The sequence below is a fragment of the Pseudochelatococcus lubricantis genome, assembly GCF_011762225.1.
In the GTDB taxonomy this organism is placed as follows: Bacteria; Pseudomonadota; Alphaproteobacteria; order Rhizobiales; family Beijerinckiaceae; genus Pseudochelatococcus; species Pseudochelatococcus lubricantis.
This window is the reverse complement of record NZ_JAASQI010000005.1, coordinates 67,484-91,154: the sequence shown is the minus strand read 5'-3', so window position 1 is coordinate 91,154 and position 23,671 is coordinate 67,484. Positions and strand designations below refer to the sequence as shown.

Annotated in this window: 26 protein-coding genes and 2 tRNA genes; 16 read left to right on the top strand and 12 right to left on the bottom strand. The window is 65.3% G+C overall.

Annotated features, from left to right (window positions below):
- Positions 1-10: 10 nt before the first annotated feature.
- The gene (locus tag FHS82_RS11615; protein WP_166952861.1) at positions 11-1,165 is read left to right on the top strand and encodes an alpha-D-ribose 1-methylphosphonate 5-triphosphate diphosphatase; all 1,155 of its coding nucleotides are present in this window, start codon (positions 11-13) and stop codon (positions 1,163-1,165) included.
- Complete coding sequence (gene phnN / locus FHS82_RS11610; protein ID WP_166952859.1) at positions 1,162-1,749, top strand: phosphonate metabolism protein/1,5-bisphosphokinase (PRPP-forming) PhnN; 588 nt, start codon at positions 1,162-1,164, stop codon at positions 1,747-1,749. The genes FHS82_RS11615 and phnN overlap by 4 nt, the downstream gene beginning before the upstream one ends.
- Before the next feature lie 230 nt (positions 1,750-1,979).
- Here the strand turns inward: phnN and FHS82_RS11605 are convergent.
- The 3 genes from FHS82_RS11605 to FHS82_RS11595 all read right to left on the bottom strand — a co-directional run bounded on the left by FHS82_RS11605 (position 1,980) and on the right by FHS82_RS11595 (position 3,565).
- A tRNA-Pro gene (locus tag FHS82_RS11605) sits at positions 1,980-2,056 on the bottom strand.
- 142 nt (positions 2,057-2,198) lie between these two features.
- The gene (locus FHS82_RS11600) at positions 2,199-2,843 is read right to left on the bottom strand and encodes a 3-oxoacid CoA-transferase subunit B (protein ID WP_166952856.1); all 645 of its coding nucleotides are present in this window, start codon (positions 2,841-2,843) and stop codon (positions 2,199-2,201) included.
- A gap of 11 nt (positions 2,844-2,854) precedes the next feature.
- Positions 2,855-3,565, bottom strand: a complete 711-nt coding sequence (locus FHS82_RS11595; protein ID WP_166952854.1) for a CoA transferase subunit A — start codon at positions 3,563-3,565, stop codon at positions 2,855-2,857.
- 235 nt (positions 3,566-3,800) lie between these two features.
- Here FHS82_RS11595 and FHS82_RS11590 point away from each other — a divergent pair.
- Positions 3,801-3,885, top strand: a tRNA-Leu gene (locus FHS82_RS11590).
- A 152-nt stretch (positions 3,886-4,037) separates the two neighbouring features.
- On the opposite strand, the gene FHS82_RS11585 is transcribed toward FHS82_RS11590, so the two are convergent.
- Positions 4,038-4,547, bottom strand: a complete 510-nt coding sequence (locus FHS82_RS11585) for a disulfide bond formation protein B (RefSeq protein ID WP_166952851.1) — start codon at positions 4,545-4,547, stop codon at positions 4,038-4,040.
- A gap of 64 nt (positions 4,548-4,611) precedes the next feature.
- The gene (locus FHS82_RS11580) at positions 4,612-5,193 is read right to left on the bottom strand and encodes a YqaA family protein (RefSeq protein WP_166952848.1); all 582 of its coding nucleotides are present in this window, start codon (positions 5,191-5,193) and stop codon (positions 4,612-4,614) included.
- A gap of 251 nt (positions 5,194-5,444) precedes the next feature.
- On the opposite strand from FHS82_RS11580, the gene FHS82_RS11575 reads away from it, so the two are divergent.
- The 7 genes from FHS82_RS11575 (at position 5,445) to mnhG (ending at position 12,136) form a co-directional block, all read left to right on the top strand.
- Positions 5,445-5,864: a hypothetical protein gene (locus tag FHS82_RS11575; protein WP_208394204.1), complete on the top strand. Its 420-nt coding sequence runs from the start codon at positions 5,445-5,447 to the stop codon at positions 5,862-5,864.
- 121 nt (positions 5,865-5,985) lie between these two features.
- Positions 5,986-8,949, top strand: coding sequence for a monovalent cation/H+ antiporter subunit A (locus tag FHS82_RS11570; RefSeq protein ID WP_166952843.1), 2,964 nt, complete (start codon positions 5,986-5,988; stop codon positions 8,947-8,949).
- A complete protein-coding gene (locus FHS82_RS11565) occupies positions 8,949-9,293 on the top strand; it encodes a Na+/H+ antiporter subunit C (protein ID WP_166952840.1) in 345 nt (114 codons plus the stop codon). Before FHS82_RS11570 ends, FHS82_RS11565 begins: the two co-directional genes overlap by 1 nt.
- Positions 9,290-10,933, top strand: a complete 1,644-nt coding sequence (locus FHS82_RS11560) for a monovalent cation/H+ antiporter subunit D (RefSeq protein WP_166952837.1) — start codon at positions 9,290-9,292, stop codon at positions 10,931-10,933. Before FHS82_RS11565 ends, FHS82_RS11560 begins: the two co-directional genes overlap by 4 nt.
- An 8-nt stretch (positions 10,934-10,941) precedes the next feature.
- Entirely contained in the window at positions 10,942-11,430 is a 489-nt protein-coding gene (locus FHS82_RS11555) for a Na+/H+ antiporter subunit E (protein WP_166953406.1), read from the top strand.
- Complete coding sequence (locus FHS82_RS11550; RefSeq protein ID WP_166952834.1) at positions 11,427-11,735, top strand: K+/H+ antiporter subunit F; 309 nt, start codon at positions 11,427-11,429, stop codon at positions 11,733-11,735. The genes FHS82_RS11555 and FHS82_RS11550 overlap by 4 nt, the downstream gene beginning before the upstream one ends.
- Positions 11,732-12,136 (top strand): monovalent cation/H(+) antiporter subunit G, encoded by a 405-nt coding sequence (gene mnhG, locus FHS82_RS11545; protein ID WP_166952831.1) that lies wholly within the window; start codon positions 11,732-11,734, stop codon positions 12,134-12,136. Before FHS82_RS11550 ends, mnhG begins: the two co-directional genes overlap by 4 nt.
- Before the next feature lie 67 nt (positions 12,137-12,203).
- Here the strand turns inward: mnhG and FHS82_RS11540 are convergent, their stop codons facing one another.
- The 3 genes from FHS82_RS11540 to lysM all read right to left on the bottom strand — a co-directional run bounded on the left by FHS82_RS11540 (position 12,204) and on the right by lysM (position 13,626).
- A complete protein-coding gene (locus FHS82_RS11540) occupies positions 12,204-12,758 on the bottom strand; it encodes a DUF1269 domain-containing protein (protein ID WP_166952829.1) in 555 nt (184 codons plus the stop codon).
- 30 nt (positions 12,759-12,788) lie between these two features.
- Positions 12,789-13,091 carry an Rdx family protein gene (locus FHS82_RS11535; protein ID WP_166952826.1) on the bottom strand — a complete coding sequence of 101 codons (303 nt, stop codon included), beginning with the start codon at positions 13,089-13,091 and terminating at the stop codon, positions 12,789-12,791.
- 88 nt (positions 13,092-13,179) lie between these two features.
- Positions 13,180-13,626 (bottom strand): peptidoglycan-binding protein LysM, encoded by a 447-nt coding sequence (gene lysM / locus FHS82_RS11530; protein ID WP_166952823.1) that lies wholly within the window; start codon positions 13,624-13,626, stop codon positions 13,180-13,182.
- A 364-nt stretch (positions 13,627-13,990) separates the two neighbouring features.
- Here lysM and FHS82_RS11525 point away from each other — a divergent pair, with 364 nt between their 5' ends.
- Positions 13,991-14,914 carry a D-alanine--D-alanine ligase gene (locus tag FHS82_RS11525; RefSeq protein ID WP_166952820.1) on the top strand — a complete coding sequence of 308 codons (924 nt, stop codon included), beginning with the start codon at positions 13,991-13,993 and terminating at the stop codon, positions 14,912-14,914.
- 42 nt (positions 14,915-14,956) lie between these two features.
- Here the strand turns inward: FHS82_RS11525 and FHS82_RS11520 are convergent, their stop codons facing one another.
- The gene (locus tag FHS82_RS11520; protein ID WP_208394203.1) at positions 14,957-15,850 is read right to left on the bottom strand and encodes a DMT family transporter; all 894 of its coding nucleotides are present in this window, start codon (positions 15,848-15,850) and stop codon (positions 14,957-14,959) included.
- A gap of 369 nt (positions 15,851-16,219) precedes the next feature.
- Here FHS82_RS11520 and FHS82_RS11515 point away from each other — a divergent pair, with 369 nt between their 5' ends.
- Positions 16,220-16,789 (top strand): HNH endonuclease, encoded by a 570-nt coding sequence (locus FHS82_RS11515; protein WP_166952817.1) that lies wholly within the window; start codon positions 16,220-16,222, stop codon positions 16,787-16,789.
- A 15-nt stretch (positions 16,790-16,804) separates the two neighbouring features.
- Here the strand turns inward: FHS82_RS11515 and FHS82_RS11510 are convergent, their stop codons facing one another.
- The 3 genes from FHS82_RS11510 to FHS82_RS11500 form a co-directional block, all read right to left on the bottom strand.
- On the bottom strand, positions 16,805-17,302 hold the full coding sequence (locus FHS82_RS11510) for a YbaK/EbsC family protein (RefSeq protein ID WP_166952814.1): 498 nt from the start codon (positions 17,300-17,302) through the stop codon (positions 16,805-16,807).
- 136 nt (positions 17,303-17,438) lie between these two features.
- A complete protein-coding gene (locus FHS82_RS11505; protein WP_166952811.1) occupies positions 17,439-18,755 on the bottom strand; it encodes a UDP-glucose dehydrogenase family protein in 1,317 nt (438 codons plus the stop codon).
- 27 nt (positions 18,756-18,782) lie between these two features.
- Positions 18,783-20,345, bottom strand: coding sequence for a TerC family protein (locus FHS82_RS11500; RefSeq protein ID WP_166952808.1), 1,563 nt, complete (start codon positions 20,343-20,345; stop codon positions 18,783-18,785).
- Positions 20,346-20,686: 341 nt separating this feature from the next.
- Here FHS82_RS11500 and FHS82_RS11495 point away from each other — a divergent pair, with 341 nt between their 5' ends.
- The 4 genes from FHS82_RS11495 to FHS82_RS11480 all read left to right on the top strand — a co-directional run bounded on the left by FHS82_RS11495 (position 20,687) and on the right by FHS82_RS11480 (position 23,654).
- Complete coding sequence (locus FHS82_RS11495; protein WP_166952805.1) at positions 20,687-21,286, top strand: sigma-70 family RNA polymerase sigma factor; 600 nt, start codon at positions 20,687-20,689, stop codon at positions 21,284-21,286.
- Positions 21,273-22,037 carry an anti-sigma factor family protein gene (locus FHS82_RS11490; protein WP_166952802.1) on the top strand — a complete coding sequence of 255 codons (765 nt, stop codon included), beginning with the start codon at positions 21,273-21,275 and terminating at the stop codon, positions 22,035-22,037. Before FHS82_RS11495 ends, FHS82_RS11490 begins: the two co-directional genes overlap by 14 nt.
- Before the next feature lie 80 nt (positions 22,038-22,117).
- Positions 22,118-22,843 (top strand): Bax inhibitor-1/YccA family protein, encoded by a 726-nt coding sequence (locus FHS82_RS11485; protein WP_166952799.1) that lies wholly within the window; start codon positions 22,118-22,120, stop codon positions 22,841-22,843.
- A 148-nt stretch (positions 22,844-22,991) separates the two neighbouring features.
- Positions 22,992-23,654 (top strand): exopolysaccharide biosynthesis protein, encoded by a 663-nt coding sequence (locus FHS82_RS11480; protein ID WP_246225310.1) that lies wholly within the window; start codon positions 22,992-22,994, stop codon positions 23,652-23,654.
- The last annotated feature ends 17 nt before the right edge of the window (positions 23,655-23,671 follow it).

The following is a 23,671-nucleotide window of genomic DNA, read 5'->3' as shown; positions in this document are numbered from 1 at the left end:
AAGAATCTTCATGACAACGACTGACAATTACATTCTCGAAAACGCTATCCTCATCCTTCCCGACCGGGTGGTGGAACAGGGCTGGATCGCGATTTCGGAAGGCCGGATCGCTGAAATCGGGGAGGGGCGGGCGCCGGAGCGCGGCTTCGACGTCGGCGGCGATTACCTGCTGCCGGGCCTGATCGAACTGCACACGGACCACATCGAGAGCCACTTCATTCCGCGCCCCCACGTGCGCTGGCATGCGCTGAGCGCCGTCATGGCCTATGATGCGCAGATCGCCTCGGCCGGCATCACGACGGTGTTCGATTCACTGCGCGTCGGTTCGGACTTCGACCTCGCGTCGCTTGATAACGACGATCTGTGGCAGCTGTCGGAAGCGCTCGCCGCCGCCAAGGCATCGGGCCACCTGCGCGCCGAACACCGCACGCACCTGCGCTGCGAAATCTCGTCGTCGGACGTGCTGGAGCAGGCCGAGGGATACGCCGCGCGCTATCCCGTGCATCTCATGTCGCTGATGGATCACACGCCCGGCCAACGGCAGTTCCGCGACATCTCCATCTGGAAAACGTACTACATGGGCAAGTCGGACGCCTCCGACGAGGAAGCGAGCAAGCTGATCGCGTGGCGCCTCGACCTGCACGAGCGCAACGCTGTCCGGCACCGGCAGGCGCTGGTGGAGTTCGCCCGCGAGCACGGCGCGGTGCTGGCGAGCCACGACGACGGCACGAAGGAGCACGTCGCGCAGGCCGTCGCCGACGGTGTCGCGGTGGCCGAGTTCCCCACGACGATGGAAGCCGCGCAGGCCTCCCACGCCGCCGGCATTCAGGTGATGATGGGCGGCCCTAACGTCGTGCGCGGCGGCTCCCACTCCGGCAACATCGCCGCCGAAACGCTGGCACGCGAGGGCATTCTCGACCTTCTGTCCTCCGACTACGTGCCGGCCAGCCTCCTGATGGCGGCCTTCGACCTGCCCCGGCGCGTGCCGGAAATCAGCCTGCCGAAGGCGCTCGCCACCGTCACCGCCAATCCGGCGAGGGCGGCCGGGCTCGCCGACAGGGGCACGCTTGAGGCCGGCCTCCGCGCCGACATCGTGCGGGCGCACATTTCCGGCGATGTTCCGGTGGTTCGGGAGGTGTGGCGTGAGGGGCGCAGGGTAGCATGACCAATCTCACCACAGGCGCCTTCGTCTGCATTGTCGGACCAAGCGGCGCGGGCAAGGACAGCTTGCTGGCGAAGGCACGCGCGGGACTTGCCGACGACGCGGACGTCGTTTTTCCGCGCCGGCTGGTGACGCGGGCGAGCAACGATTCGGAAGATCACGACACCATCACCCAGGCCGCGTTCGACGAAGGCGTCCGTGACGGCGCCTTCGCCCTTCACTGGCAAGCGCACGGCCTGAGCTACGCCCTGCCACTGAGCGTCGCGGAAGCGATCGCGGGCGGCAAGGTCGCGGTGTGCAACGTCTCCCGCGCCGTCGTCCCGCAGGTTTTCGATCTGTTCGAACACGTTTTCGTGGTGCTGATCACCGCGCCGCCCGCCATTATTACGGAACGGCTGCGCAAGCGCGGCCGCGAATCGAGCGCCAGCATCGCCGCCCGCCTCGAACGGAACCGCAAGCTGAGTGCCGTCCTCATGCCCGATCTCACCATCATGAACACGGGGCCGGTCGAGATCGGCGGCGAACGGCTGGTGAGCTTCCTGCGCCGCGCGGTAGAGAGGACGAAAGCCGCCAAAGCGGATGTGTAACGGGCGTCTGTAGAGCGGCTTTCCTGCCCGAGACGGTTTTCTCACCTGACATTATGAGCCTGACAGCGCGTTTCCCGGGCAGGGACAGGCAACGCCTGTCATGCCCGAAGATGCGCCAGGATACGACGCATAACACCGCAAGCAGCTCATATGGGCTTGAACAATCAAAAGATGGGAACCGTCGGGGAAGCCGGCGCGGCTTGAACACACCTGCCCAAGCCTTTGAAACATGGTCGGAGCGAGAGGATTCGAACCTCCGACCCCCTCGTCCCGAACGAGGTGCGCTACCAGACTGCGCTACGCTCCGACACATCGCCCGTCCGCAAGAGCGGACAACCACGACAGGAACGCCTTATAACGCCGCGATTTCCTGTCCGCAAGCGTCATGGCGCATAAATTGCGGATCGCAGGCGAAATGCCCGTAACGGGCATTTCGCCTGTGGATAATCCTACGCCGCGAGGCCGCCGGCGATGCGGAACGGCGCTGCCGTGCCGGCCTTCACCTCGTCGAGCGTCACGCCGTCGGCGAGTTCGGTCAGCGTCAGGCCGTCTGAATCGACCTCGAAGACCGCGAGATCGGTGATGATCAGGTCGACGACTCCCTTGCCGGTCAGCGGCAGGTCGCATTCCTCAAGGATCTTGGGCTCGCCCTTGGCGGTGTGCTCCATCACGACGACGACGCGCTTCACGCCGGCGACGAGGTCCATGGCGCCGCCCATGCCCTTGACCATCTTGCCCGGAATCATCCAGTTGGCGAGATCGCCCTTCTGCGACACCTGCATCGCGCCGAGAATCGACAGGTCGATGTGCCCGCCGCGAATCATGCCGAAGCTGGTCGCCGAGCTGAAGAAGCTCGAATGGGGCAGGGCGGTGATCGTCTGCTTGCCGGCGTTGATGAGATCGGGGTCTTCCTCGCCCTCGTAGGGAAAGGGCCCCATGCCGAGCATGCCGTTCTCGCTCTGCAGCGTCACGGTGATGCCGTCGGGGATGTAATTGGCGACGAGCGTCGGAATGCCGATGCCGAGATTGACGTAAAAGCCGTCGCCGAGTTCCTTGGCGGCGCGTTCCGCCATCTGTTCGCGTGTCCAGGCCATGTCTGCCTCCCTCAGGCCGCGCGCGGGCGGGTCGTCACCCGTTCGATGCGCTTTTCGTAGCTGGTGCCGTGAATGATCCGCGACACGAAAATGCCGGGGGTATGGATCGCATCGGGATCGATGCCGCCCACGTCGACGAGTTCCTCGACCTCGGCGACGGTGACTTCGGCGGCGGTCGCCATTTCCGGATTGAAGTTGCGCGCCGTCTTGCTGAAGATCAGGTTGCCCTCGGTATCACCGATCTGGGCCTTGATGATGGCGAGGTCCGCCTTGAGCGCGCGCTCCATGACATAGATCTCGCCGTCGAACTCGCACAGGTCCTTGCCTTCCGCAACCAGCGTGCCGACGCCGGTTTTGGTGAAGAAGGCGGGAATGCCCGCGCCGCCGGCGCGGATGCGCTCGGCGAGGGTGCCCTGCGGGTTGAACTCAAGCTCAAGCTTGCCGGAGAGGTACTGCTCCGCGAACAGCTTGTTTTCGCCGACATAGGACGAGATCATCTTCCGGATCTGGCCGCGATCCAGCAGCTTGCCAAGCCCGACGCCATCGATGCCGCAGTTGTTGGAAATAACGGTGAGGTCCTTGACGCCGCTCTCTACCAGCGCGTCGATCAGCTTCTCCGGAATGCCGCACAGGCCGAAACCGCCGGCCATGATCGTCATGCCGTCGCGCAGAACGCCGTCAAGCGCCGCGCGCGCATCAGGATAGACTTTGTTGACTGCCATAAGCGTTTTTCTCCCTCGAATGCACGCACTTTCCAACCGTGCTGCCGAAATTGCAAGGACAATCCCCCCGGCAGCCCTTGAGCCGCAGGCCCTGTGGAACCGGCCCACAAGGGGCTGGACTTGAGACGGCGACATATGGCAAACAGTGCTTCTGTCCGTGCCGGAGGCCGCGTGCCAGATGGCGCCGCGGGACAACGGGCCTGGAATACGAGGGCCTGGACAGCAGGTCGATTGTGCGGGTGTGGTGGAACTGGTAGACGCGCCGGACTCAAAATCCGGTTCCGAAAGGAGTGTCGGTTCGATTCCGACCACCCGCACCACTTTTCTTTCAGTACGGAAATATCTCCGGAACTTCCGCCATGGAGGCGTCCCGGAGCCGCCCGGAAACCGCGAACACGCGATTCGGAGAAGACACGTTATGGAACCGGAGCGCGTCCCGACGCGGGGCGTCTCCGGTTTCCCTCCCGCCGCATTACCACCGGCTGCGGGAGCCCCAGGCAGCTGTTACTGCGAGGCCAAACGAAATCAGCACGTTCCAGCCCGCAAGGGACAGGCCGGCGAACCGCCACGCCGCCTCGTCGCAGCGGACGACCTGGACCGTCTGCAGCCGCTGCAGGAATGCACTGGCATCGTTCGCTACGGTAAGCGTGCCGCTGCAGCTTTCCGGCCCCTGCCAGAATTTCCACTCGATGCCCGTATGGTAGGCTGCGACGCCGGCGCCCGCCAGAAACGCCAGCGCGATGGCGCCAAGCAGCAGGCGCGACCAGCGGGATGGCTCCTGCGACGATCGCGACAGCACGGCGGCGATCAGCGCCGCGGGCATGGCTGCATAGAACGGCCAGCGCTGGATCAGGCACAGCGGGCAAGGCGGCAGGTGCAGGACATACTGGAAATAGAACGCGCCCGCGATGGCGAGAACGGAAACCGCCAGAACGACGAGAGATGCCCGGAACACGGTCAGGCTTTCCAGAAACGGCAGCATTTGGATGTCTCACCCCTTCATATGTCGCCCGTGGAACGCACCATCCGCGACAGGTGGAAACCGTTCAGAACACGTATCTCACGCCCACGAACCCCGCCACGACGAAAAAGGCCAGCACGCCGAGCACAAGCCCGAAATGCTCCTCCACGATCTGGCGAATCGGATTGCCGTAGCGATGGAGCAGTCCGGCCAACAGATAGAAGCGGGCGCCGCGCGTGATAATCGACAATATCGTGAACCACATCAGATCATAGCCGGCGAAGCCGGAAGTGATCGTCACGAGCTTGTACGGGATCGGCGTTATGCCCTTGATGAGAATGATCCATTCTCCATACTGCGCGTAGGCCTGCCGGAACGCCTCAAGGTTCTCGCCGTAGCCATAGGCGGAAATCAGCCATTGGCCGATCGAATCGTACAACAGGGCGCCGATGGCATAGCCCAGCAGGCCGCCCAGCACAGACGAAACGGTGCAGACGCCGGCGTAGAGCAGCGCCCGGTTGGGCTTGGCGAGCGCCATCGGCAGCAGCAGCACATCCGGCGGCACCGGGAAGAATGAACTCTCGGCGAACGAAACGGCCGCCAGAGCCCAGATGGCGTGGCGACTGCCCGACAGGGTGAGGACCCAATCGTAAAGACGGCGAAACATGGCGCTCCAGTCAGATCGTAGAGGCGGGACGTGCATGCGCGCCCTGCTGGTTCCGTTTCCCGATATGGGAGAATGAAGTTGCGGGGGTCGGTGCGCTTCCGGGAATTGAACCTTTACATCGATTCTCGGTGAAACCAGCCCGGCGAAAATCGACGCATCAGCGCGGCGGCGGCTGCAAGTGCCGTTATCCCCGGTTCCCGCCCCCTGCCCTTGCCCGCACCGCACGCGGTGGCGCCGATTTCACCACCAAAATGAGCGCAGGTCGCAATGCGGCCCCTTTTGCGTTCTCTGATGCGGTCAACCGTCAGCGTGACCGCCGGGTGGCGGCGCGCGTCGCGTGGCGGTTTTCCGGCTTCTGGAGCGCGGCCCATGCCCAATGGAAGAAAGGTTCAGACCGGTTGTTCCGGCTTCGCGACCTCCGGCCGCGACCGGCGCAGCCGGACGCCCGGCCCGAACTTGCCGGCGCTGAGAAAACATATCCCCGCGTCTTCCAACACGCGGACAAGCTGCTCCTCCGTCGTGCGGTGGAGCACGTGGCGTTGCCCCTCGAAGCCGCGAACCGTGCTGCGGGAAACGCCCGCCCGTTCGGCGAGACAATCCTGCGTCCAATTGAGAAACCCGCGTGCCGCACGGCATTGTTCCGGCAGCAGGCCTTTTGCGCCTGTTCGTGACATCTTCTCTTGCACATCCGCCCTAGCGTCTGTTATTCCAAATAAACCATAATGGGTGACTTTCCGCAACGGGCAGGCATCCACCACCCCCCAGACCTCCTCAACGGCACCTCGGCAAACCATGTGGGATGACGCGCGGCTTCTTTTTCTGATCGCCCTGCCGTTCCTGGGGAGCGGCGTCGTCGCCATGCTGCCGCGCGACGCACGGGACACCGCCGGGCTGCTGACGGGGGTCGTGACGCTTCTTGCCTCCGCGATCGTTGCCTCGTTCTACGGCGACATGGCCTCCGCCGCCGTCATCCGCAGCAGCGTGGAATGGCTGCCGAGCCTCGGGTTCAACTTCACCATACGCCTTGACGGTTTTGCCTGGGTCATGGCGGGGCTCGTCACCATCATCGGGTTTCTGGTCGTCGTCTACGCGCGTTATTACATGTCGCGGCGCGATCCCGTCCCGCGCTTCTTCTCGTTTCTGCTTGCCTTCATGGGGTCGATGCTGGGGGTCGTCCTTTCCGGCAACCTCATCCAGATGGTTTTCTTCTGGGAACTCACGAGCCTGTTTTCCTTTCTGCTGATCGGCTACTGGCACCATAATCCGGGCGCGCGCGAGGGCGCGCGCATGGCGCTGACGGTGACGGGCATCGGCGGCCTCTGCCTGTTCGCCGGTGTCATGGTGATCGGCCACATCGTCGGCAGTTATGACCTCGACCGTGTGCTCGGCGCGGGAGAAATCATCCGCTCCCACGACCTCTACCGGACAGCGCTGGTGCTGGTGCTGCTCGGCGCGCTGACCAAGAGCGCGCAGTTCCCGTTCCATTTCTGGCTGCCGCAGGCCATGGCGGCGCCGACGCCCGTTTCCGCCTACCTCCACTCCGCGACGATGGTGAAGGTGGGCGTGTTTCTCCTCGCGCGGCTCTGGCCCGTGCTGGGAGGAACGGAGCCGTGGTTCTGGATCGTCGGCGGCGCGGGCGTCACCACCTTGCTGCTCGGCGCCTACATTGCCATTTTCCAGAACGATCTCAAGGGGTTGCTGGCGTATTCCACCATCAGTCACCTGGGGCTGATCACGCTCCTCCTCGGGCTGGGTAGCCCGCTTGGGGTTGTGGCAGCGGTGTTCCATCTGCTGAACCATGCGACTTTCAAGTGCTCGTTGTTCATGGCGGCCGGCATCATCGACCATGAAAGCGGCAGCCGGGACATCCGCCGCCTGAGCGGCCTCTTCCGCTTCATGCCCATCACCGCGACGCTCGCCATGGTGGCAGCGGCCGCGATGGCCGGCGTACCGCTGCTCAACGGCTTCCTGTCGAAGGAGATGTTCTTCGCCGAAACCATCGTCGAGCACGTCGATTCCCTGTTCGACGAGGCCCTGCCGTTCCTGGCGACGGTCGCGGGCATGTTCAGCGTCGCCTATTCACTGCGCCTCATCATCGACGTGTTCTTCGGCCCGCCGCCCGTCGGCCTGCCGCGCACGCCGCACGAGCCGCCGCACTGGATGCGCTTTCCCGTGGAGCTGCTGGTGCTGGCCTGCCTGCTGGTAGGCATCATCCCCGCGATGACGATCGGCCCGTTCCTGCACATCGCCGTCTCCTCCATCCTCGGCGATCGGACCCCCTATTACAGCCTCGCCGTCTGGCACGGGCTGAACTTTCCGCTGCTGATGAGCGTCGTGGCGATGGTCGGCGGCGTGCTCGTCTACCTGCTGCTGCGCGGCTACCTGGCCTCGGGGCAGGAGGGCCCGCCGCTGCTCCGCCGCCTCAAGGCGCAGCGCATATTCGAGCGCATCATGGTCGTCGTGTCATGGAAATGGGCGCGCCAGCTCGAATCCCTGTTCGGCACCCGCCGCCTGCAGCCGCAATTGCGGCTTCTGGTCTGCCTCGCGCTGCTCGCCGCCATCTTCCCGCTCTATGTCGAGGGCTTCGGGCCGCGCCGCCTGTCGTTCCAGAAGCTGGACTGGCACGGTTTCGACACCGCCTTCGCGCTGATGTGGCTGGTGGGCATGGCCTGCGCCATCATGGCGGCCATCCAGGCGAAGTACCACCGGCTCGCCGCGCTCGTCATGCTGGGCGGCGCGGGCCTTGCCACCTGCATCACCTTCGTCTGGCTGTCGGCGCCCGACCTCGCCCTGACGCAGCTGCTGGTCGAGATCGTCACCACGGTGCTGCTGCTGCTCGGCCTGCGCTGGATACCGAAGCGCGTCGAAGGCGACGACGCCGGGCGCATCACGATCCGGATGCGCGTGCGCCGGGGATGGGACCTCGCCGCCTCCATCACGGCAGGCGCCGGCATCGCCATGCTCTCCTACGCCATCATGACGCGCCCGCTGCCGGACAGCATCGCGAGCTTTTTCCTGGAGCGCGCCTATACGGAAGGCGGCGGCACCAATGTCGTCAACGTCATCCTCGTGGATTTCCGCGGCTTCGACACGCTCGGCGAAATCACCGTGCTCGCCATCGTGGCGCTCACCGTGTTCGCGCTGCTGCGCCGTTTCCGTCCCGCGCCGGAGAGCATCGGCATGCCGGAGCAGCAGCGTCTGCAGGCCGCCTACGACATCGCCCATCCCGACCGCAAACCCGACGAGACGGTGGCGGAATACCTGATGATCCCGCGCCTCATCATGCTGTGGCTGTTCCCCGTCATCGGCGTGTTCGCGGTCTACATCTTCATGCGCGGCCATGACATGCCGGGCGGCGGCTTCGCGGCCGGCGTGGCGATGTCGATTTCCTTCATCCTGCAGTACATGGCGAGCGGCACGCGCTGGGTGGAGGATCACCTGCGCATCCTGCCCGTGCGCTGGATCGGCGTCGGCCTGCTCACTGCCCTGTTCACCGGGCTCGGGGCGTGGCTGTTCGGCTATCCCTTTCTCACGTCGCATTTCCAGTACGTGACGCTGCCGGTGATCGGCAAGGTGCCGATGGCGAGCGCGCTGCTGTTCGACCTCGGCGTCTATTCGCTGGTCGTCGGGGCGACGGTGCTGATGCTGATCGCGCTGGCACACCAGTCGATCCGCAGTCCGAAACCGTCACGCAAGGGAGCCCCGCCACTGGCGGGCCAGGGCACGCCGCCGCCGGCGGGAATGGGAGGCCGCTGATGGAGATCATCATTGCAGTTGCAATCGGCGTGCTGACGGGGTCCGGCCTCTGGCTCCTGCTGCGTCCGCGCACGTTTCAGGTGATCATCGGCCTGTCGCTGCTATCCTATGCGACGAACCTGTTCATCTTCGGCATGGGCCGGCTACGCGGGAACGCGCCGCCCATCCTGAAGCCTGGTACCGCCGGTGACATCAGCCAGCTCGCCGATCCCGTGCCGCAGGCGCTCGTTCTCACCGCCATCGTGATCGGCTTCGCCATGACGGCGCTTTTCCTCGTCGTCCTGCTGGCCTCGCGCGGCCTCACCGGCACCGACCATGTCGATGGACGGGAGAGCGACCGGTGACGACGGCCATCGCCAACCATCTGATCATCGCTCCGATCGTGCTGCCGCTGCTGGTCGGCGCGGCGCTGCTGCTCATGGACGACCGGCGGCGCCCGCTCAAGGCGCTTCTGTCGGTCTCGTCGACCGCCGCGCTGCTCGTCATTTCCATGTTCCTCGTCTGGCGCGCGGACGGGATGACGGCGCTGTCGCACACCGTGTCCTATCCGCTCGGCAACTGGCCCGCCCCCTTCGGCATCGTGCTGGTGCTGGACCGCCTTTCCGCCATGATGGTGCTGCTGACGAGCGTGCTGGGGCTTGCGGGGCTCGTCTTCTCGCTGGCGCGCTGGCATCGGGCGGGGCCGCATTTCCACACGCTGTTCCTGTTCCAGCTCATGGGCCTCAACGGCGCCTTTCTCACCGGCGACCTGTTCAACCTGTTCGTGTTCTTCGAGATCCTGCTCGCGGCCTCCTACGGGCTCGTCCTGCACGGCATGGGCGTGGTGCGGGTGAAGGCGGGTCTTCATTACATCGTCGTCAATCTCGCGGCCTCTTCGCTGTTCCTGATCGGCGTCAGCCTCATCTACGGCGTCTCCGGCACGCTCAACATGGCCGATCTCGCGCTGCGCATCCCGACCCTCGCGGAGAGCGACCGCATGTTCCTGGAGGCGGGTGCGGCCATTCTGGGCGTCGCCTTTCTCGTCAAGGCCGGCATGTGGCCGCTGAGCTTCTGGCTTCCCACCGCCTATGCGGCGGCGAGCGCTCCGGCGGCGGCCGTCTTCGCCATCATGACGAAGGTCGGTGTCTACGTGCTGCTGCGCCTGTCGCTGCTGCTGTTCGGCAACGGCGCCGCAGAATCGGCGCATTTCGGCACGCAGGTGCTTCTCTACGGCGGCATGGCGACCATCGCCTTCGGGGCGGTGGGCGTGCTCGCCACCCAGACCATGTCGAGGCTCGCCGGCTACAGCGTGCTCGTCTCCTCCGGCACGCTGCTCGCGGCCATCGGCGTCGGCAACGCCACGGCAACCAGCGGCGCCCTCTTCTATCTCGTCAACTCGACGCTGGCCATCGGCGGCTTCTTCCTGCTGATCGAACTCGTGGAACGCGGGCGCGATCCCGGCGCCGACGTTCTCGCCGTCACCATGGCGGCCTACGGCTACACCGACGAGGACGACGTGGCAGAGGAGGTCGAGGTGGGCGAACGCATCCCGACAGTGGTAGCGTTTCTGGGTGGCAGCTTCATCGCCTTCGCCCTGTTGCTCGCGGGTCTGCCGCCCCTCTCCGGCTTCATCGCCAAGTTCGCGTTGCTCACCGCGATCATGGACCCGGCCGGGATAGGCACGGGCGGGCCGCAGTATGTCGTCACCTGGGTGCTGGTCGCGCTGTTGATCCTCTCCGGCCTTTCCGCCATGCTGGCGATGACGCGCATCGGCATCCAGACCTTCTGGTCGCCGATAGATGGCGTGGTGCCCGGCGTGCGTGGCGTCGAGATCGCGGCGGTCGCGTTCCTGCTCCTGCTGTGCGTTGCGCTCACCGTGCGGGCCGGGACGGTGTTCGATTTCATGGAGAGCACCGCCGCCTCCCTGCATGCGCCGACCGACTACATCAACAGCGTCCTGCAGGGCCGTGCGGGCGCCGCGGGACAGGGAGGAGCCACACCATGAGGCGATTTATGGCGCATCTCCTGCCCTATCCGTTGCTGTCGCTCGCCATCCTCATCATGTGGCTGCTGCTCAATCAGTCCGTATCGCCGGGCCAGGTGGTGTTCGGCAGCCTGCTTGCCCTTGGCGGCGCCTGGGGCATGACGACGCTGGGGCAGGAAACACCGCGCATCCGCCGCCCGCTGACGATCCTGTGGCTGGGGGTTATCGTCTTTGTCGATATCGTCCGGTCCAACATCGCGGTGGCGAAGATCATCTTCCGCCCCGGCAGCCGGCGCGGCACGCCGGGCTTCATGGCCGTGAAGCTCGACATGCGCAACCCATACGGCCTTGCGGCGCTCGCGATCGTCATCACATCGACGCCCGGCACGATCTGGACCAATTTCTCCTCCGCGTCCGGCATCCTCCTGATCCACGTGCTCGACCTGCAGGATGAGGCCGAATGGGTCGACACCATCAAGAACCGTTACGAGCGACGGCTGATGGAGATTTTCGAATGAGCGCGTCCTTCCTTCCCGCCGACTGGCCGTTCGTGGTGCTCGACTGGTCGCTGTTCATCGCGCAGCTCTTTCTGGGGCTGGCGATGGCCTGCGCGGCCTACCGGCTGATTCTTGGCCCCCGCGCGCAGGACCGCGTGCTTGGCCTCGACACCTTCTACGTCAACGCGATGCTGCTGCTGCTGACCTACGGCATCCGCGTGGCCAGCACGATCTATTTCGAGGTGGCGCTGATCATCGGCCTGCTCGGCTTCACCGGCACGGTGGCGCTGTCGAAATTCCTGATGCGGGGCGAGGTGATCGAATGATCGACATCGAACTCGCCTTCGAGAACCTGCCCCCGTGGGCGGCGTTGCTCACCGCCTTCTGCGTCTTCATGGGCGCGTTCCTGACGCTGACGGGCTCGGTAGGACTGCTGCGACTCAAGACCTTCTACGAGCGCGTCCATGCGCCCACGCTCGGCTCGACGCTCGGCACCGGCTTCATTCTGGTGGGGTCGATGATCTGCTTTTCCGTGTTGCGCGGGCGGCTGTCGGTGCACGAAATCCTGATTGCCGTGTTCCTGACGATCACGACCCCGGTCGGCTTCATGCTGCTGGTGCGATCCGCGCTCTATCGCGACAGGGTGGAGGGCAACGATAACGTGCCGGAAGGCAATCCGACGCCCGGGAAGCAGAGTGCCCCGGACGCCGCCGTTCAGCAGGATTGAGTCGCTAGAATCTGTCCTGTTTCAACATAAACAGGACAGATCCCAATCCCCGTCGGCTCCAATCCGTTCAGCTCGTGGCGCCGCCTTCGGCAGGCTTGTCGGCCGTGTCCTGCGTCTGGTCCACCGGCGTGGCCGCTACATGGCCGGCCAGTGCCTGGCGCAGCGCCGTTTCCTTCTCCTCGTCGAGCGAGGTGGAAACCACCGTGCCGCCAACGCCCTCGAACTCCTTCAGCACCTTGTCGCCCGTGACCTTGCGGACCAGCAGGAACAGGCCAGCGGTGCCCGGCTGAAGCGCCTGGGCCGCTTCCTTCATGAATTCGTCATTGATACCGACATCGGTCAGCTTGCCGCTGAGCGCGCCGGCACCCGCGCCGACGGCGGTGCCGAGCAGCGGGTTGAGGAAGATGAGGCCGACCAGCGCACCCCACAGCGCGCCGGAGACGGCGCCCGTGGCGGTGAGGTTCAGCAGCTGGTTGAGGCGGATATTGCCGTCCGCTTCCTTGACGGCGATGACCGCGTCGCCAAGCTCGATGAGATATTCCTGCTGAAGCTCCAGCAGGCGCTTGCGCACTTCCACGGCCTTTTCTTCGGTCGGGAAGGCGATAAAGATGAGATCGCTCATGATGAACTCCGTTCGATGAGGGGCAAAAAGTTAATTGTCGATATGGCCGAGGCTGCGCGCGGGATCGAGCCGGTCGCGCACCCTCTGCTTGAGCGTCTTTACATCGGGAAAACCGCCGTCGCGCTTGCGCTCCCAAATCGTCTCGCCGTCATAGTCGATGCGGAACACGCCTCCCGTCCCGGGCGCGAGCGCCACCTGCGCGAGGTCGGTCGAGAAGGTGGAAAGCAGTTCCTGCGCCATCCACGCCGCACGCAGCAGCCATTGGCACTGCGTGCAGTAGGTGATGATGACGCTCGGGCGGGGCCCGGCCCCAGTGTCTGGCAGATCGGTCATGTCAATTCCGGAAGCGTGTGATGACGACAACCGGCCCATGGTGGATCACGCCAGACACCATGACAAGCAGGATCGGCGGCGACTGGAATCAGTCCAGCGGGGGAATGCGCAGCACCTGGCCGGGGTAGATCTTGTCGGGATGGCTCAGCAGCGGCTTGTTGGCGTCGAAGATCACCTCGTACTTGCCACCCTTGCCGGCACCGTAGTGGTGTTCGGCGATCTTCCAGAGCGTGTCGCCCTTCACGACCGTGTAGAACGCAGCGTCAGCGGCCGGGCTGTCGACCTTGAGTTCGTTCTCGACGGCGGCCACGCCCAGCGTGTTGCCGAGCGCGAGCGCAATCTTCTCGGCCTCCTCGGTGGAGGTTGCGTTGCCCTTCACGGTGACCTTGTCGCCATCCACCTGGATGTCGAGGCCCTCGGCGTTGAAGCCGTGCTTCTCAACTTCCTTCTTGAGGTCATCGGCGGTGGCCGCCTGGGCCTCGCTCGCGCCGAACAGCTTTTCACCCGCACCCTTGATGAAGCTCAGCAAACCCATGATTGTCACCTCGTCGGTTGAATAAGTTGCATACGCTACCGGCCGCACAGCGGATTTCAACGCACCCCGCGTCAGCGATCATGCTGATGATATCGGAGGGACCGCGCGACACAATAACAAGAGAGACGCCAATCTCAATCGACGATAACGGTATATTTCCACCTGATACAGAAATCACACGCCGGACAGGCAGACCCACGCGGGCGAGGCGCCGGGAATAGCGGACCGCTGAAACCCGCGCGCGGAATGAAAAATTGTTTACCATTGCGCGGGATAATCAAGGCGTTCGCCGTGTGCGGCCGGTTGCCGCCGGCGCGCGGCGCAACCATCTCTTTCGCCCTTTCAACAATCGGATGAAACGCCAATGTCGGACAAACGGATCGTGGTGCTCTATGGCGGCTTTTCCGCCGAGCGCGAGGTGTCGCTGGTCAGCGGGCGCGCCTGCGCGCAGGCGCTGCGCCAACGTGGGCACGACGTCGTCCTCATCGATCCCGCCGATGGCATCCCGGCGCTCGTCAACGCGCTCGATCCCGCCCGCGACGTCGTCTTCAACGCGCTGCACGGGCGCTGGGGCGAGGACGGTTCCATCCAGGGCCTGCTCGATCTGATGCGCGTGCCTTACACGCATTCCGGCCTGCTCGCTTCGGCGCTCGCCATGAACAAGGCGCTGGCGCGCGACATTTTCGCCCGCGTCGGCCTGCGCTGCGCTGCGGGCAGGCTTTGCACCCGCGAGGACTTCCGCAACGGCCATCCGTTGGCCCTGCCCTACGTCATCAAGCCCGTGGCCGAAGGTTCGTCGAAGGGCGTGCGCATCGTCACGAGCGGCGACAACCTCATCGCCTCCGAGGAGGACTGGGCCTACGGCGATCACGTGCTGGTCGAGAGCTTCATCGAGGGGCGCGAGTTGACCGTCGCCGTGCTTGAGGGCAAGGCGTTCGCCGTCACGGAACTGCGCACCGGCGAGGGGTTCTACGATTACGAAGCCAAGTACACGGAAGGCCGCACGCAGCACATCGTCCCCGCGCCGGTGCCGGACGAGATCACGCAGCAGGCGATGCGCTGGGCCGAGATCGCCCACGAAGCGTTGGGATGCCGCAGCCTCAGCCGCTCCGATTTCCGCTACGACGACCGCCCGGAGGCCGGCACAGCCGGCGGCCTCTACATTCTGGAAACCAATACCCAGCCGGGCATGACGCCGCTCAGCCTCGCGCCCGAGCAGGCGCGGCATGTCGGCATGGACTTCTCCGACCTCGTCGAGAGGCTGGTCACCATCGCGCGGCACGACTGAGCGCGGGCTGTCACGGGCAGGCCCGCCCTGCCCTGCGACGGCCTATCGCCTTTTCCACCGCAATTCGCTGACGAGAACGCCGAGCACGATCAGCGCGGCACCGAGAATGGCGATCGGCCCGAGCCTCTCGCCGGCGATCCGGCCGAATATCCCGGCCCAGACCGGCTCGCCCGCGTAGATCAGCGTGGCGCGTGTGGGCGAGACGGTACGTTGCGCCCAGTTCATCGCAAACTGGATCAGCGCGCTCGCGAGACCCAGCCCCACGGCGGTGGCAACCAGAAGCCACGAGAACGGCGGTATGCTCTCGCCAGCGGGAATCATCGCGGCGAAGCTCAGCAGCGACGCCACGCCAAGCTGCACCACCGTCACCCGCCGCGCATGCGCCTTGCCGGCGAAGGCGCCGATCAGGATGATCTCGCCCGCGATCGCGACCGCCGATGCCAGCGTCCACAGTTCGCCCACCTCGAAGCTGATGCTCGCCCCCTCCGGACCGGCGAGCAGGACAAGGCCCGTGAACGCGAGCACGACGCCGATCCATGCCATCGGCTGCGGCACGCGGCGCAGGAAGAAGAGCTGCAGCAGCGGCACGAACGGCACATAGAGTGCGGTGATGAACGCCGACTGGCTGCTGGGGATCGTCTTCAGCCCCACCGTCTGCAGCGAATAGCCCAGCATCAGCACCACGCCGATCAGGCTGCCGGCGCGCAGGTCGAGCCAGGTGACGCCCGCCATCGTGCGCGTCGCCGTTACACCCAGCAGGAGGGCGGCGGTGGCGAAGCGCAGGCCGACGAAAAAGAACGGCCCCGTGACCGTCAGCGCGTGCTGGACAATGAGGAACGTCGTGCCCCAGACGACGGTGATCAGCACCAGCACCAGTTCCGGCACGGAAAAGCGCCACGGATGCGCGGGTTCTGCGAACTGAGATGATACGCTCAAGAAACGGGCTCCCGGACATTCGACGCGGCGCGACACATCGAACAGGCCCGTCGGCCCCCTCTATGCCATGAACCCGGGGCTGAGGAAACACCCGCCGCCGCAGCGCTCCCTTCCCGATTCGCATGCCGCATGCTCCGCCACGGCGACGGCGGCCGCAATCGTGGAAAGACACGCGCAACCTGCGTTCAGAAGGCGATTTGCGGCACCCGTTTGTTCAACAGATAAAAAAGGTTACTCCGGATGTGACGTTTCCTCCACAAACGGAACAAATAACCTTCACATCAACGTCACAAGGGCTGTAGAATATCCGTGCCGAAGCAGAATAGTCTGTTTTTTGGAAACCCATCAGGGACATACGGAGACGGCAAGGTGACGGTCCACGTCCCACTTCCCGTTACGCCGGAAGCCTGTCCGGCGCTTGTCCTCAACGCTGATTTCCGGCCGTTGAGCTACTATCCGCTTTCTCTCTGGAGTTGGCAGGATGCAATCAAGGCGGTGTTTCTCGACAGGGTAAATATCGTCTCGGAGTATGATACGGCGGTGCGAAGTCCCACTTTCGAGATGCGCCTTCCCTCCGTCGTTTCCCTCAAAACCTATGTTCAGCCCTCGCGTCATCCGGCCTTCACCCGCTTCAACGTTTTCCTGCGAGACCGGTTTTCCTGCCAGTACTGCGGCTCCCGCGAGGACCTTACCTTCGATCACCTGATTCCCCGCTCCAAGGGCGGGCAGACGACCTGGGAAAACGTGGTCACCGCGTGCTCCCCCTGCAATCTGCGCAAAGGCAACCGCATGCCCCGCGAGATCGACATGTGGCCGACGCAGATGCCCTACGCCCCCTCCGTCCACGATCTCCATCAGAACGGCCGCCAGTTTCCCCCTAACTACCTGCACGAAAGCTGGCTCGACTATCTCTATTGGGATGTGGAACTGGAGCCCTGACAGCGAGACGCGCGCTCACGCCGTTTCCGCGACGTGAACCGCCTCCTGAACCAGTTCCTGGCACACGTCCACCCACGTAGCCCCGACGATTTCCGCCATGCGCAGCGTATTGATGCGCACCGCCGAGTGAACGGAGCCCGCCGCCGGCACCACCTCGTCGAAAGCCCGGAGCGACACGTCGCAATAGACCGGCAAGGGAGTAGCGAGACCGAAGGGGCAGACGCCGCCGACCGGATGGCCCGTCAGCTCCAGCACCTCGTCCGGGCCGAGCATCTTCGCCTTGACGCCGAAGGCCGTCTTCAGTTTCCGGTTATCGAGGCGAGCATCGCCGCGCGCGACAATCAGCACCACCTTCTCGCCGAAGCGCAGCGACAGTGTCTTGGCAATCCGGCCGGGTTCGACGCCATGCGCCTCCGCGGCGAGGGCAACGGTCGCTGTGCTGACGGCGAGTTCCAGGATTTCGACATCCGGCGCGCGTTCGGCCAGAAAGGCACGGACGGATTCAAGACTCATGACGCTCTCCGGATGGCCTGCGACTCTATCATCTGAAACGAATTTTCATCGATCACATGATTCCGTCCGGCGGACAAGAGCGGCGGCATGATTCCGGCTTCATGCCTGCCGCCCCGGCTGCTTCCGGTTCGCCGCCTCAGTACAGCTCCTCCGGGCGGCCGACGCTGACATACGTAAAGCCGCGCACGAGCAGGTCCTGCGGCGGATAGATGTTACGGAGATCGACGACCACCGGCGTTTTCAGAAGCGCCCTGACGCGGTCGAGATCGAGCGCGCGGAAGGCGTCCCATTCCGTGATGATGACGAGCGCGTCCGCACCCTCTATGGCTGTGTAGACGTTGTCGGCATAGGCCACGTCGTCGAGCACGGTCTTCGCCTGCTCGATGCCCTCGGGATCGTAGGCGCGGATGCTGGCACCGGCGTCCTGCAGGGCGCGAATAATGGCGATCGACGGCGCCTCGCGCATGTCGTCCGTGTTGGGCTTGAAGGTAAGGCCGAGCACGGCGACGGTCTTGCCGCTGACGCTGCCGCCGCAGGCAGCGATCACCTTGCGGCCCATGGCGCGCTTGCGCACCTCGTTCACCGCCGCGACCGTCTCCACGATCCGCACGGGCGAATCCGCATCCTGCGCAATCTTCACCAGCGCCAGCGTGTCCTTGGGGAAGCAGGAGCCGCCATAGCCCGGCCCGGCGTGCAGGAACTTCGAGCCGATCCGGTTGTCGAGCCCTATGCCGCGCGCCACCTCCTGCACGTTCGCGCCGACCTTCTCGCACAGGTCGGCGATCTCGTTGATGAAGGTGATCTTGGTGGCCAGAAAGGCGTTGGCGGCGTACTTGATCAGCTCCGCCGTGCGACGGTTGGTGATGATGAGCGGCGACTGGTTCAGGTAGAGCGGCCGGTAGAGCGCGCGCATTACCTCGCCGGCACGCTCGTCCTCGGTGCCGACGACGATGCGATCCGGCCGCTTGAAGTCGGTGATGGCCGCGCCCTCGCGCAGAAACTCCGGATTGGAAACGACGGCGAAATCGGCGTCTGGCCGCACCTCGCGGATGATAGCCTCCACGGCGTCGCCCGTGCCGACCGGCACCGTGGATTTCGTCACCACGACCGTATAGCCGTCCATGGCCTCCGCGATCTCGCGCGCCGCCTGATGGACGTATGACAGGTCCGCATGCCCGTCACCGCGCCGCGAGGGCGTCCCGACCGCGATGAACACCACATCGGCGGAACGCACGGCTTCCGTCTGCCCGGTGGCGAAGAACAGCCGACCGGCCTGCACGTTGTTGGCGACGAGATCGGCGAGGCCCGGCTCGTAGATCGGGATATCGCCTTTTTCGAGCGCGGCGATCTTGGCCGGGTCCTTGTCGACACAAGTGACGACGTGCCCGAAATCGGCGAAGCACGCCCCGGAAACAAGGCCGACATAGCCGGCGCCGATCATCGTTACACGCATGACAAACTCCTGACGTCAGGATGATACCTACGCCGCGACACGGGCGGTGTCGGCGACGACGCTGCCGATGCGCCGCCCGTCCATGTCCGCGACCTCGAACCGCCAGCCGTGCCAGAAAAAGGCCTCGCCCGCCTCCGGCAGATGGCCGAGATGCGCCAGCATGAATCCGGCGAGCGTGGTGAAATCGCCTTCCTCATCCATGTCCTCCAGCGACAGCGTGCGTTCGACCTCGTCGATGGCCATGCGGCCGTCGAGCACCCAGGCGCCATCGGCGCGGCGCACCGCCTCGGGCTTTTCCTCGCCAGCGAGTTCCGGCAGGTCGCCGGCGATGGCGATCAGCACGTCGGTCGGCGTCACCACGCCCTCGAACGTGCCGTGCTCGTCGACGACGATGGCCATGTGGACGTTGGAGGTTTTGAAGCTGTCGAGCAGCCGGATGACCGGCATCGTGTCACTGACGTAGAGCGGCGTGCGTACCGCGCCTTCCAGATCGATGCGCCCGTTGCGCCGCTGCTGGTCGAGCAGGTCCTTCGCATGCACCACGCCGATCACGTCGTCGACATCGCCGCGGCAGACGGGAAAGCGCGAGCGCCCGCTCTGGCGGACCTCCTCCAGCACCACATCCGGGTCGTCGTTGATGTCGAGCCAGATGGTGTCGACGCGCGGCACCATGATCGAGCGCACGCTACGCTCGCCGAGCGTGAGCACCCGTTCGATCATGCTGCTTTCCGCCGGCGTGAACACAGTCTCCGCGCCGCCGGTGGAAATGATGGCGGCCACCTCTTCGGAAGCCTCGGGCGCATCCTTGCCGCCGCGCAGGATGCGCAGCACGGCGCGCGCCGTGCGGTCGCGCAGGTCGACACTGCTCACGCGCCGGCGCACATTGCGCCGCCCCACCTGGTTCGCGGCTTCCACGAGGATGGAGAAGCCGATGGCGGCGTAGAGGTAGCCCTTCGGAATGTGATAGCCGAGCCCCTCGACGATGAGGCTGAAGCCGATCATCAGCAGGAAGCCGAGGCAGAGGATCACCACGGTCGGGTGGCGGCTGACGAAGGCCATCAGCGGCTTGCTCGCCACCATCATCACGCCCACCGCGATGACGACGGCGATCATCATCACCGACAGGTCCTTGACCATGCCCACGGCGGTGATCACCGAATCGAGCGAAAATACGGCGTCGAGCACCACGATCTGGGCGATGACGTGCCAGAACACGGCATAGGCGCCGCCGGACTCCTTCGCGCCGTTGTGGCCTTCGAGCCGCTCGTGCAGCTCCGTCGTGCCCTTGAACAGCAGGAAGGCGCCACCGCCGATCAGGATCACGTCGCGCCACGAGATTTCCGCGCCGAGCACCGTGAAGACCGGTTCGGTCAGCGTCACGATCCACGAAATGGAGGCGAGCAGCAGCAACCGCATGACGAGTGCGAGCGTCAGGCCGATGACGCGCGCCTTGTTGCGCTGGTGCGGCGGTAGCTTGTCCGCCAGAATAGCGATGAAGACGAGGTTATCGATGCCGAGAACGACTTCGAGCACCACCAGAGTCGCAAGGCCGGCCCAGGCGGCGGGGTCCGCCATCCATTCAAGCAGCATCAGTTGTTGTCCGTGGCTGGGAGCACCACTGTTGCGCGGGAATGGCGCAGCGTGGAAAAGGAAGGATTCGAAGCGGGTGTCCCATGCCTGCGTCGGGCGCGACTGGAAGGCGGCTCACACGGGGCGGACACGGACGGCTCCTCTCCTCGATCGGTCGGCGCGCTGGCACGCGCCTGCTTCATATAGGGGCATGCACAGGCCGCCAACAACCCCCGCCAGCGCAAAAAATGATGCGCGACGCCGCTGGAGGCTGCTAGGTCGTTGCAAAAATCGCCCCAAATATCCGCCAGAAAATTCATGTGGCCGCGGAATAAAGCGCGCGGCGGTTTCGTATACGCAGCATGGAACGCGATCAGACCCCTGTCCGGACAACCGGCCCCCTGCCCGACGTGCTCGGCCAGCTTGGGGCGCTGCGGCGCTATGCTCGCTCGCTGACGCGCGACGACGGCGAGGCGGAGGACCTCGTGCACGATGCACTCGTGCACGCCTATGAGAAGCAGTCGTCGTTCCGCCCCGACAAGGGCGTTCGCAACTGGCTTCTCTCGATCCTGCACAACACGTTCATCGACCGCGTGCGCGCGCGCCGTTCCCGCCAGCGGCGCATCGAGCAGCTCACGGCGGAGGTCCACGCCGATCCGGCCGGCTATCAGGCATCGCCGGCGCAGGAGCATGCGCTGCGGCTGGCGCAAGTGCGCCAGGCCTTCATGTCGCTGCCGGAGGAGCAGCGGGCCGTGCTGCATCTCGTCTCCATCGACGGGCTGAGCTACGCCGAGGCCGCGCAGGCGCTGGGTCTGCCAGTCGGCACCGTGATGTCGCGGCTGGCACGCGCCCGCGCGGCGCTGCGCGCCTTCGAGGAGCGGCCCGCCGCCATACCGCCGGCCACGCCGGCGAACATCGTCCATCTGCGTATCGTGGGAGGTTCTGACGATGCAAACGGTTGATCCGATCGTCGAGGCCGATCTCCAGGGCTATCTCGACGACCAGTTGCCGCTCGAACGGCGCATTGCTGTGGAGGCGCATCTGGCCGCGCGTCCCGATCTCGCGGCCCGCGTCATGACGGACATGCGGCTGCGCGACGAGTTGAAACTTGCCCTCATGCAGCCGGCCGGCCAGCCGCGCCCCCGCACGACGCAGGCCGCGAGGCGGCTGGAGCGGGGGCTGCGCTGGCGCAGGCACTCCGGTGCGCTGCGACGCGCGGCGGCTATCGGTCTGTTCCTCATGGCAGGATGGTTCGCGCACGCCCAGTTCGGCACCCTCGGCATCGGCGCGGTTTCCGCTTCCGGCCTGCCGCCCGCCTTCGTCGAGGAGGCGGTCGACGCCGGCCTCCTGCAGCCGACGCGCCTGGGCAACGCCTCCCGCACGCCGGCCTACGAGCCGGATCGCATCCTGGCGGAGACTGCCATCGCACTGCCGGTCCTGCCCGATGACTGGCAGGTGGAGGACGTCGTCGTCGCGCCGTCGCGGTTCGGGCCGAGCGTGGCCGTCAGCATCCGCGCGCCGGACGTGGGGCGGCTTTCCCTGATCGCCATCCGCCCCGGCGTGTTCGATGTCGTGCCGGTGACGCTCGCGCACGGCAACGACACGACCGTCGCTCACTGGCAGATCGGCGACGTCGCCTACGCGCTCGTCGCGCAGGGGGCGGCGGGCGACATCGACCGTCTCGCCGACGGTCTCGTCAGAACCCTTTACTGACCCGCGGGCGATGCTTGCGTCCGCGGGTTCCACCAACCACGTTTATGGCAACAACGATTTTCCTACCCGGAGTTAGACCGATGACCAATCCGCATTCCGGCTTCGGCTGGCAGACGACCAGCCGCGGTCTCGACCGCGCCGCCTTCAACGAGGGCCTGCGCCAGCATATGCTGCGCATCTATAACTACATGGCGCTCGGCCTCGTGCTCACCGGCGTCGTCGCCTTCGTCGTCGGCACGACGCCCGCTCTTTACGTACCGATCTTCTCCACGCCGCTCAAGTGGGTGGTGATGCTGGCGCCGCTCGCCTTCGTGCTGTTCTTCTCGTTCCGCATCAACAAGATCTCCGCCGGCGGCGCGCAGGCGCTGTTCTGGTCGTTCTGCGCGGTGATGGGCCTGTCGCTCGCCTCGATTTTCCTCGTGTTCACCGGCACGAGCATCGCGCGCACGTTCTTCATCACGGCGGCGATGTTCGGCGCGACGAGCCTTTACGGCTACACGACGAAGCGCGACCTGTCGCAGTTCGGCTCGTTCCTCATCATGGGCCTGATCGGCGTCGTCATCGCGAGCCTCATCAACCTGTTCATCGGATCGACGATGCTGCAGTTCGCCGTTTCCGTCATCGGCGTGCTGGTGTTCGTCGGCCTGACGGCGTGGGACACGCAGACGATCAAGGAGCAGTATGCCGAGAATTTCTCGTCCGAGTCGCAGCAGAAGCTTGCAATTTTCGGCGCGTTCTCGCTTTACTTGAACTTCATCAACATGTTCCAGTTGCTGCTGTCCCTCACGGGCCAGCGCGAGGAATAAGCATCACGCATGGGTGCCTTGCGAATTGGACCAATTCGCAAGGTCCGTCTTGAATATGACCCGATGGCGCTCCATCACATCAGGAACGCCATCGGCAGGGTCGGATGATAACGCGCCCGGTTCAGAAGGCGTTTCGGGAGGTGAGAAATTGTCCTATTCCGGCGCTACCCCCGGTTCGCGGCTGCTTCCGAGGATCCGCCGCCGGCCGCCCGGCCGCAGGCTGTGGGCCATCCTGCGCTCCCTTGCGCGCGACACCAGCCGCGAGCGCATCTCGGTCGGCGACCTGCTCGACACCATGCACGACCGCGCATTCGGCGCGCTGATGTTCATTTTCGCCTTCCCCAACATCCTGCCTACCCCGCCGGGCACATCGGCCATTCTCGCCGCCCCGCTCGTCTTCCTGACCGCGCAGATGATGATCGGCCGCAAGCCGTGGCTGCCGCAGGTCATCGCCGCCCGCTCCATGGCCCGCCGGGATTTCGCCGCCATGACGGAACGCGCCGTGCCGTGGCTCGCGCGGGCGGAGCGCCTGCTGCGTCCGCGCCTGCTGCACCTCGCCACGCCGCCGATGGAATATTTCATCGGCGCGGTCTGCTTTCTGCTGTCCGTCATCCTGCTGCTGCCCATTCCGCTCGGCAACATGCTCCCCGCGCTCGCCATCTGCCTGTTCTCGCTCGGCATTCTGGGTCGAGACGGCGTGTGGGTGCTGCTCGGCGTGGTGGCGACCATCGTGTCGCTCGTCGTCGTCGGCGGCGTGCTCTACGGCCTGCTGAAGACCGCGCTCTTCATCATCGCCAACGCCTTTGGCTGACCGGAGCGCGGGGCTGC

What these genes read in the sequence shown, in the direction of transcription:
- FHS82_RS11500 (WP_166952808.1), bottom strand. Translation starts at nt 20,345, where the DNA reads ATGCTGCTTGAATGGATGGCGGACCCCGCCGCCTGGGCCGGCCTTGCG.
- FHS82_RS11485 (WP_166952799.1), top strand. Translation starts at nt 22,118, where the DNA reads ATGACCAATCCGCATTCCGGCTTCGGCTGGCAGACGACCAGCCGCGGT.
- FHS82_RS11550 (WP_166952834.1), top strand. Translation starts at nt 11,427, where the DNA reads ATGAGCGCGTCCTTCCTTCCCGCCGACTGGCCGTTCGTGGTGCTCGAC.
- FHS82_RS11585 (WP_166952851.1), bottom strand. Translation starts at nt 4,547, where the DNA reads ATGCTGCCGTTTCTGGAAAGCCTGACCGTGTTCCGGGCATCTCTCGTC.
- FHS82_RS11525 (WP_166952820.1), top strand. Translation starts at nt 13,991, where the DNA reads ATGTCGGACAAACGGATCGTGGTGCTCTATGGCGGCTTTTCCGCCGAG.
- FHS82_RS11600 (WP_166952856.1), bottom strand. Translation starts at nt 2,843, where the DNA reads ATGGCCTGGACACGCGAACAGATGGCGGAACGCGCCGCCAAGGAACTC.
- FHS82_RS11540 (WP_166952829.1), bottom strand. Translation starts at nt 12,758, where the DNA reads ATGAGCGATCTCATCTTTATCGCCTTCCCGACCGAAGAAAAGGCCGTG.
- FHS82_RS11510 (WP_166952814.1), bottom strand. Translation starts at nt 17,302, where the DNA reads ATGAGTCTTGAATCCGTCCGTGCCTTTCTGGCCGAACGCGCGCCGGAT.
- FHS82_RS11555 (WP_166953406.1), top strand. Translation starts at nt 10,942, where the DNA reads ATGGCGCATCTCCTGCCCTATCCGTTGCTGTCGCTCGCCATCCTCATC.
- FHS82_RS11565 (WP_166952840.1), top strand. Translation starts at nt 8,949, where the DNA reads ATGGAGATCATCATTGCAGTTGCAATCGGCGTGCTGACGGGGTCCGGC.
- FHS82_RS11575 (WP_208394204.1), top strand. Translation starts at nt 5,445, where the DNA reads ATGAGCGCAGGTCGCAATGCGGCCCCTTTTGCGTTCTCTGATGCGGTC.
- FHS82_RS11490 (WP_166952802.1), top strand. Translation starts at nt 21,273, where the DNA reads ATGCAAACGGTTGATCCGATCGTCGAGGCCGATCTCCAGGGCTATCTC.
- phnN (WP_166952859.1), top strand. Translation starts at nt 1,162, where the DNA reads ATGACCAATCTCACCACAGGCGCCTTCGTCTGCATTGTCGGACCAAGC.
- FHS82_RS11505 (WP_166952811.1), bottom strand. Translation starts at nt 18,755, where the DNA reads ATGCGTGTAACGATGATCGGCGCCGGCTATGTCGGCCTTGTTTCCGGG.
- FHS82_RS11580 (WP_166952848.1), bottom strand. Translation starts at nt 5,193, where the DNA reads ATGTTTCGCCGTCTTTACGATTGGGTCCTCACCCTGTCGGGCAGTCGC.
- FHS82_RS11595 (WP_166952854.1), bottom strand. Translation starts at nt 3,565, where the DNA reads ATGGCAGTCAACAAAGTCTATCCTGATGCGCGCGCGGCGCTTGACGGC.
- FHS82_RS11570 (WP_166952843.1), top strand. Translation starts at nt 5,986, where the DNA reads ATGTGGGATGACGCGCGGCTTCTTTTTCTGATCGCCCTGCCGTTCCTG.
- FHS82_RS11615 (WP_166952861.1), top strand. Translation starts at nt 11, where the DNA reads ATGACAACGACTGACAATTACATTCTCGAAAACGCTATCCTCATCCTT.
- FHS82_RS11535 (WP_166952826.1), bottom strand. Translation starts at nt 13,091, where the DNA reads ATGACCGATCTGCCAGACACTGGGGCCGGGCCCCGCCCGAGCGTCATC.
- lysM (WP_166952823.1), bottom strand. Translation starts at nt 13,626, where the DNA reads ATGGGTTTGCTGAGCTTCATCAAGGGTGCGGGTGAAAAGCTGTTCGGC.
- mnhG (WP_166952831.1), top strand. Translation starts at nt 11,732, where the DNA reads ATGATCGACATCGAACTCGCCTTCGAGAACCTGCCCCCGTGGGCGGCG.
- FHS82_RS11495 (WP_166952805.1), top strand. Translation starts at nt 20,687, where the DNA reads ATGGAACGCGATCAGACCCCTGTCCGGACAACCGGCCCCCTGCCCGAC.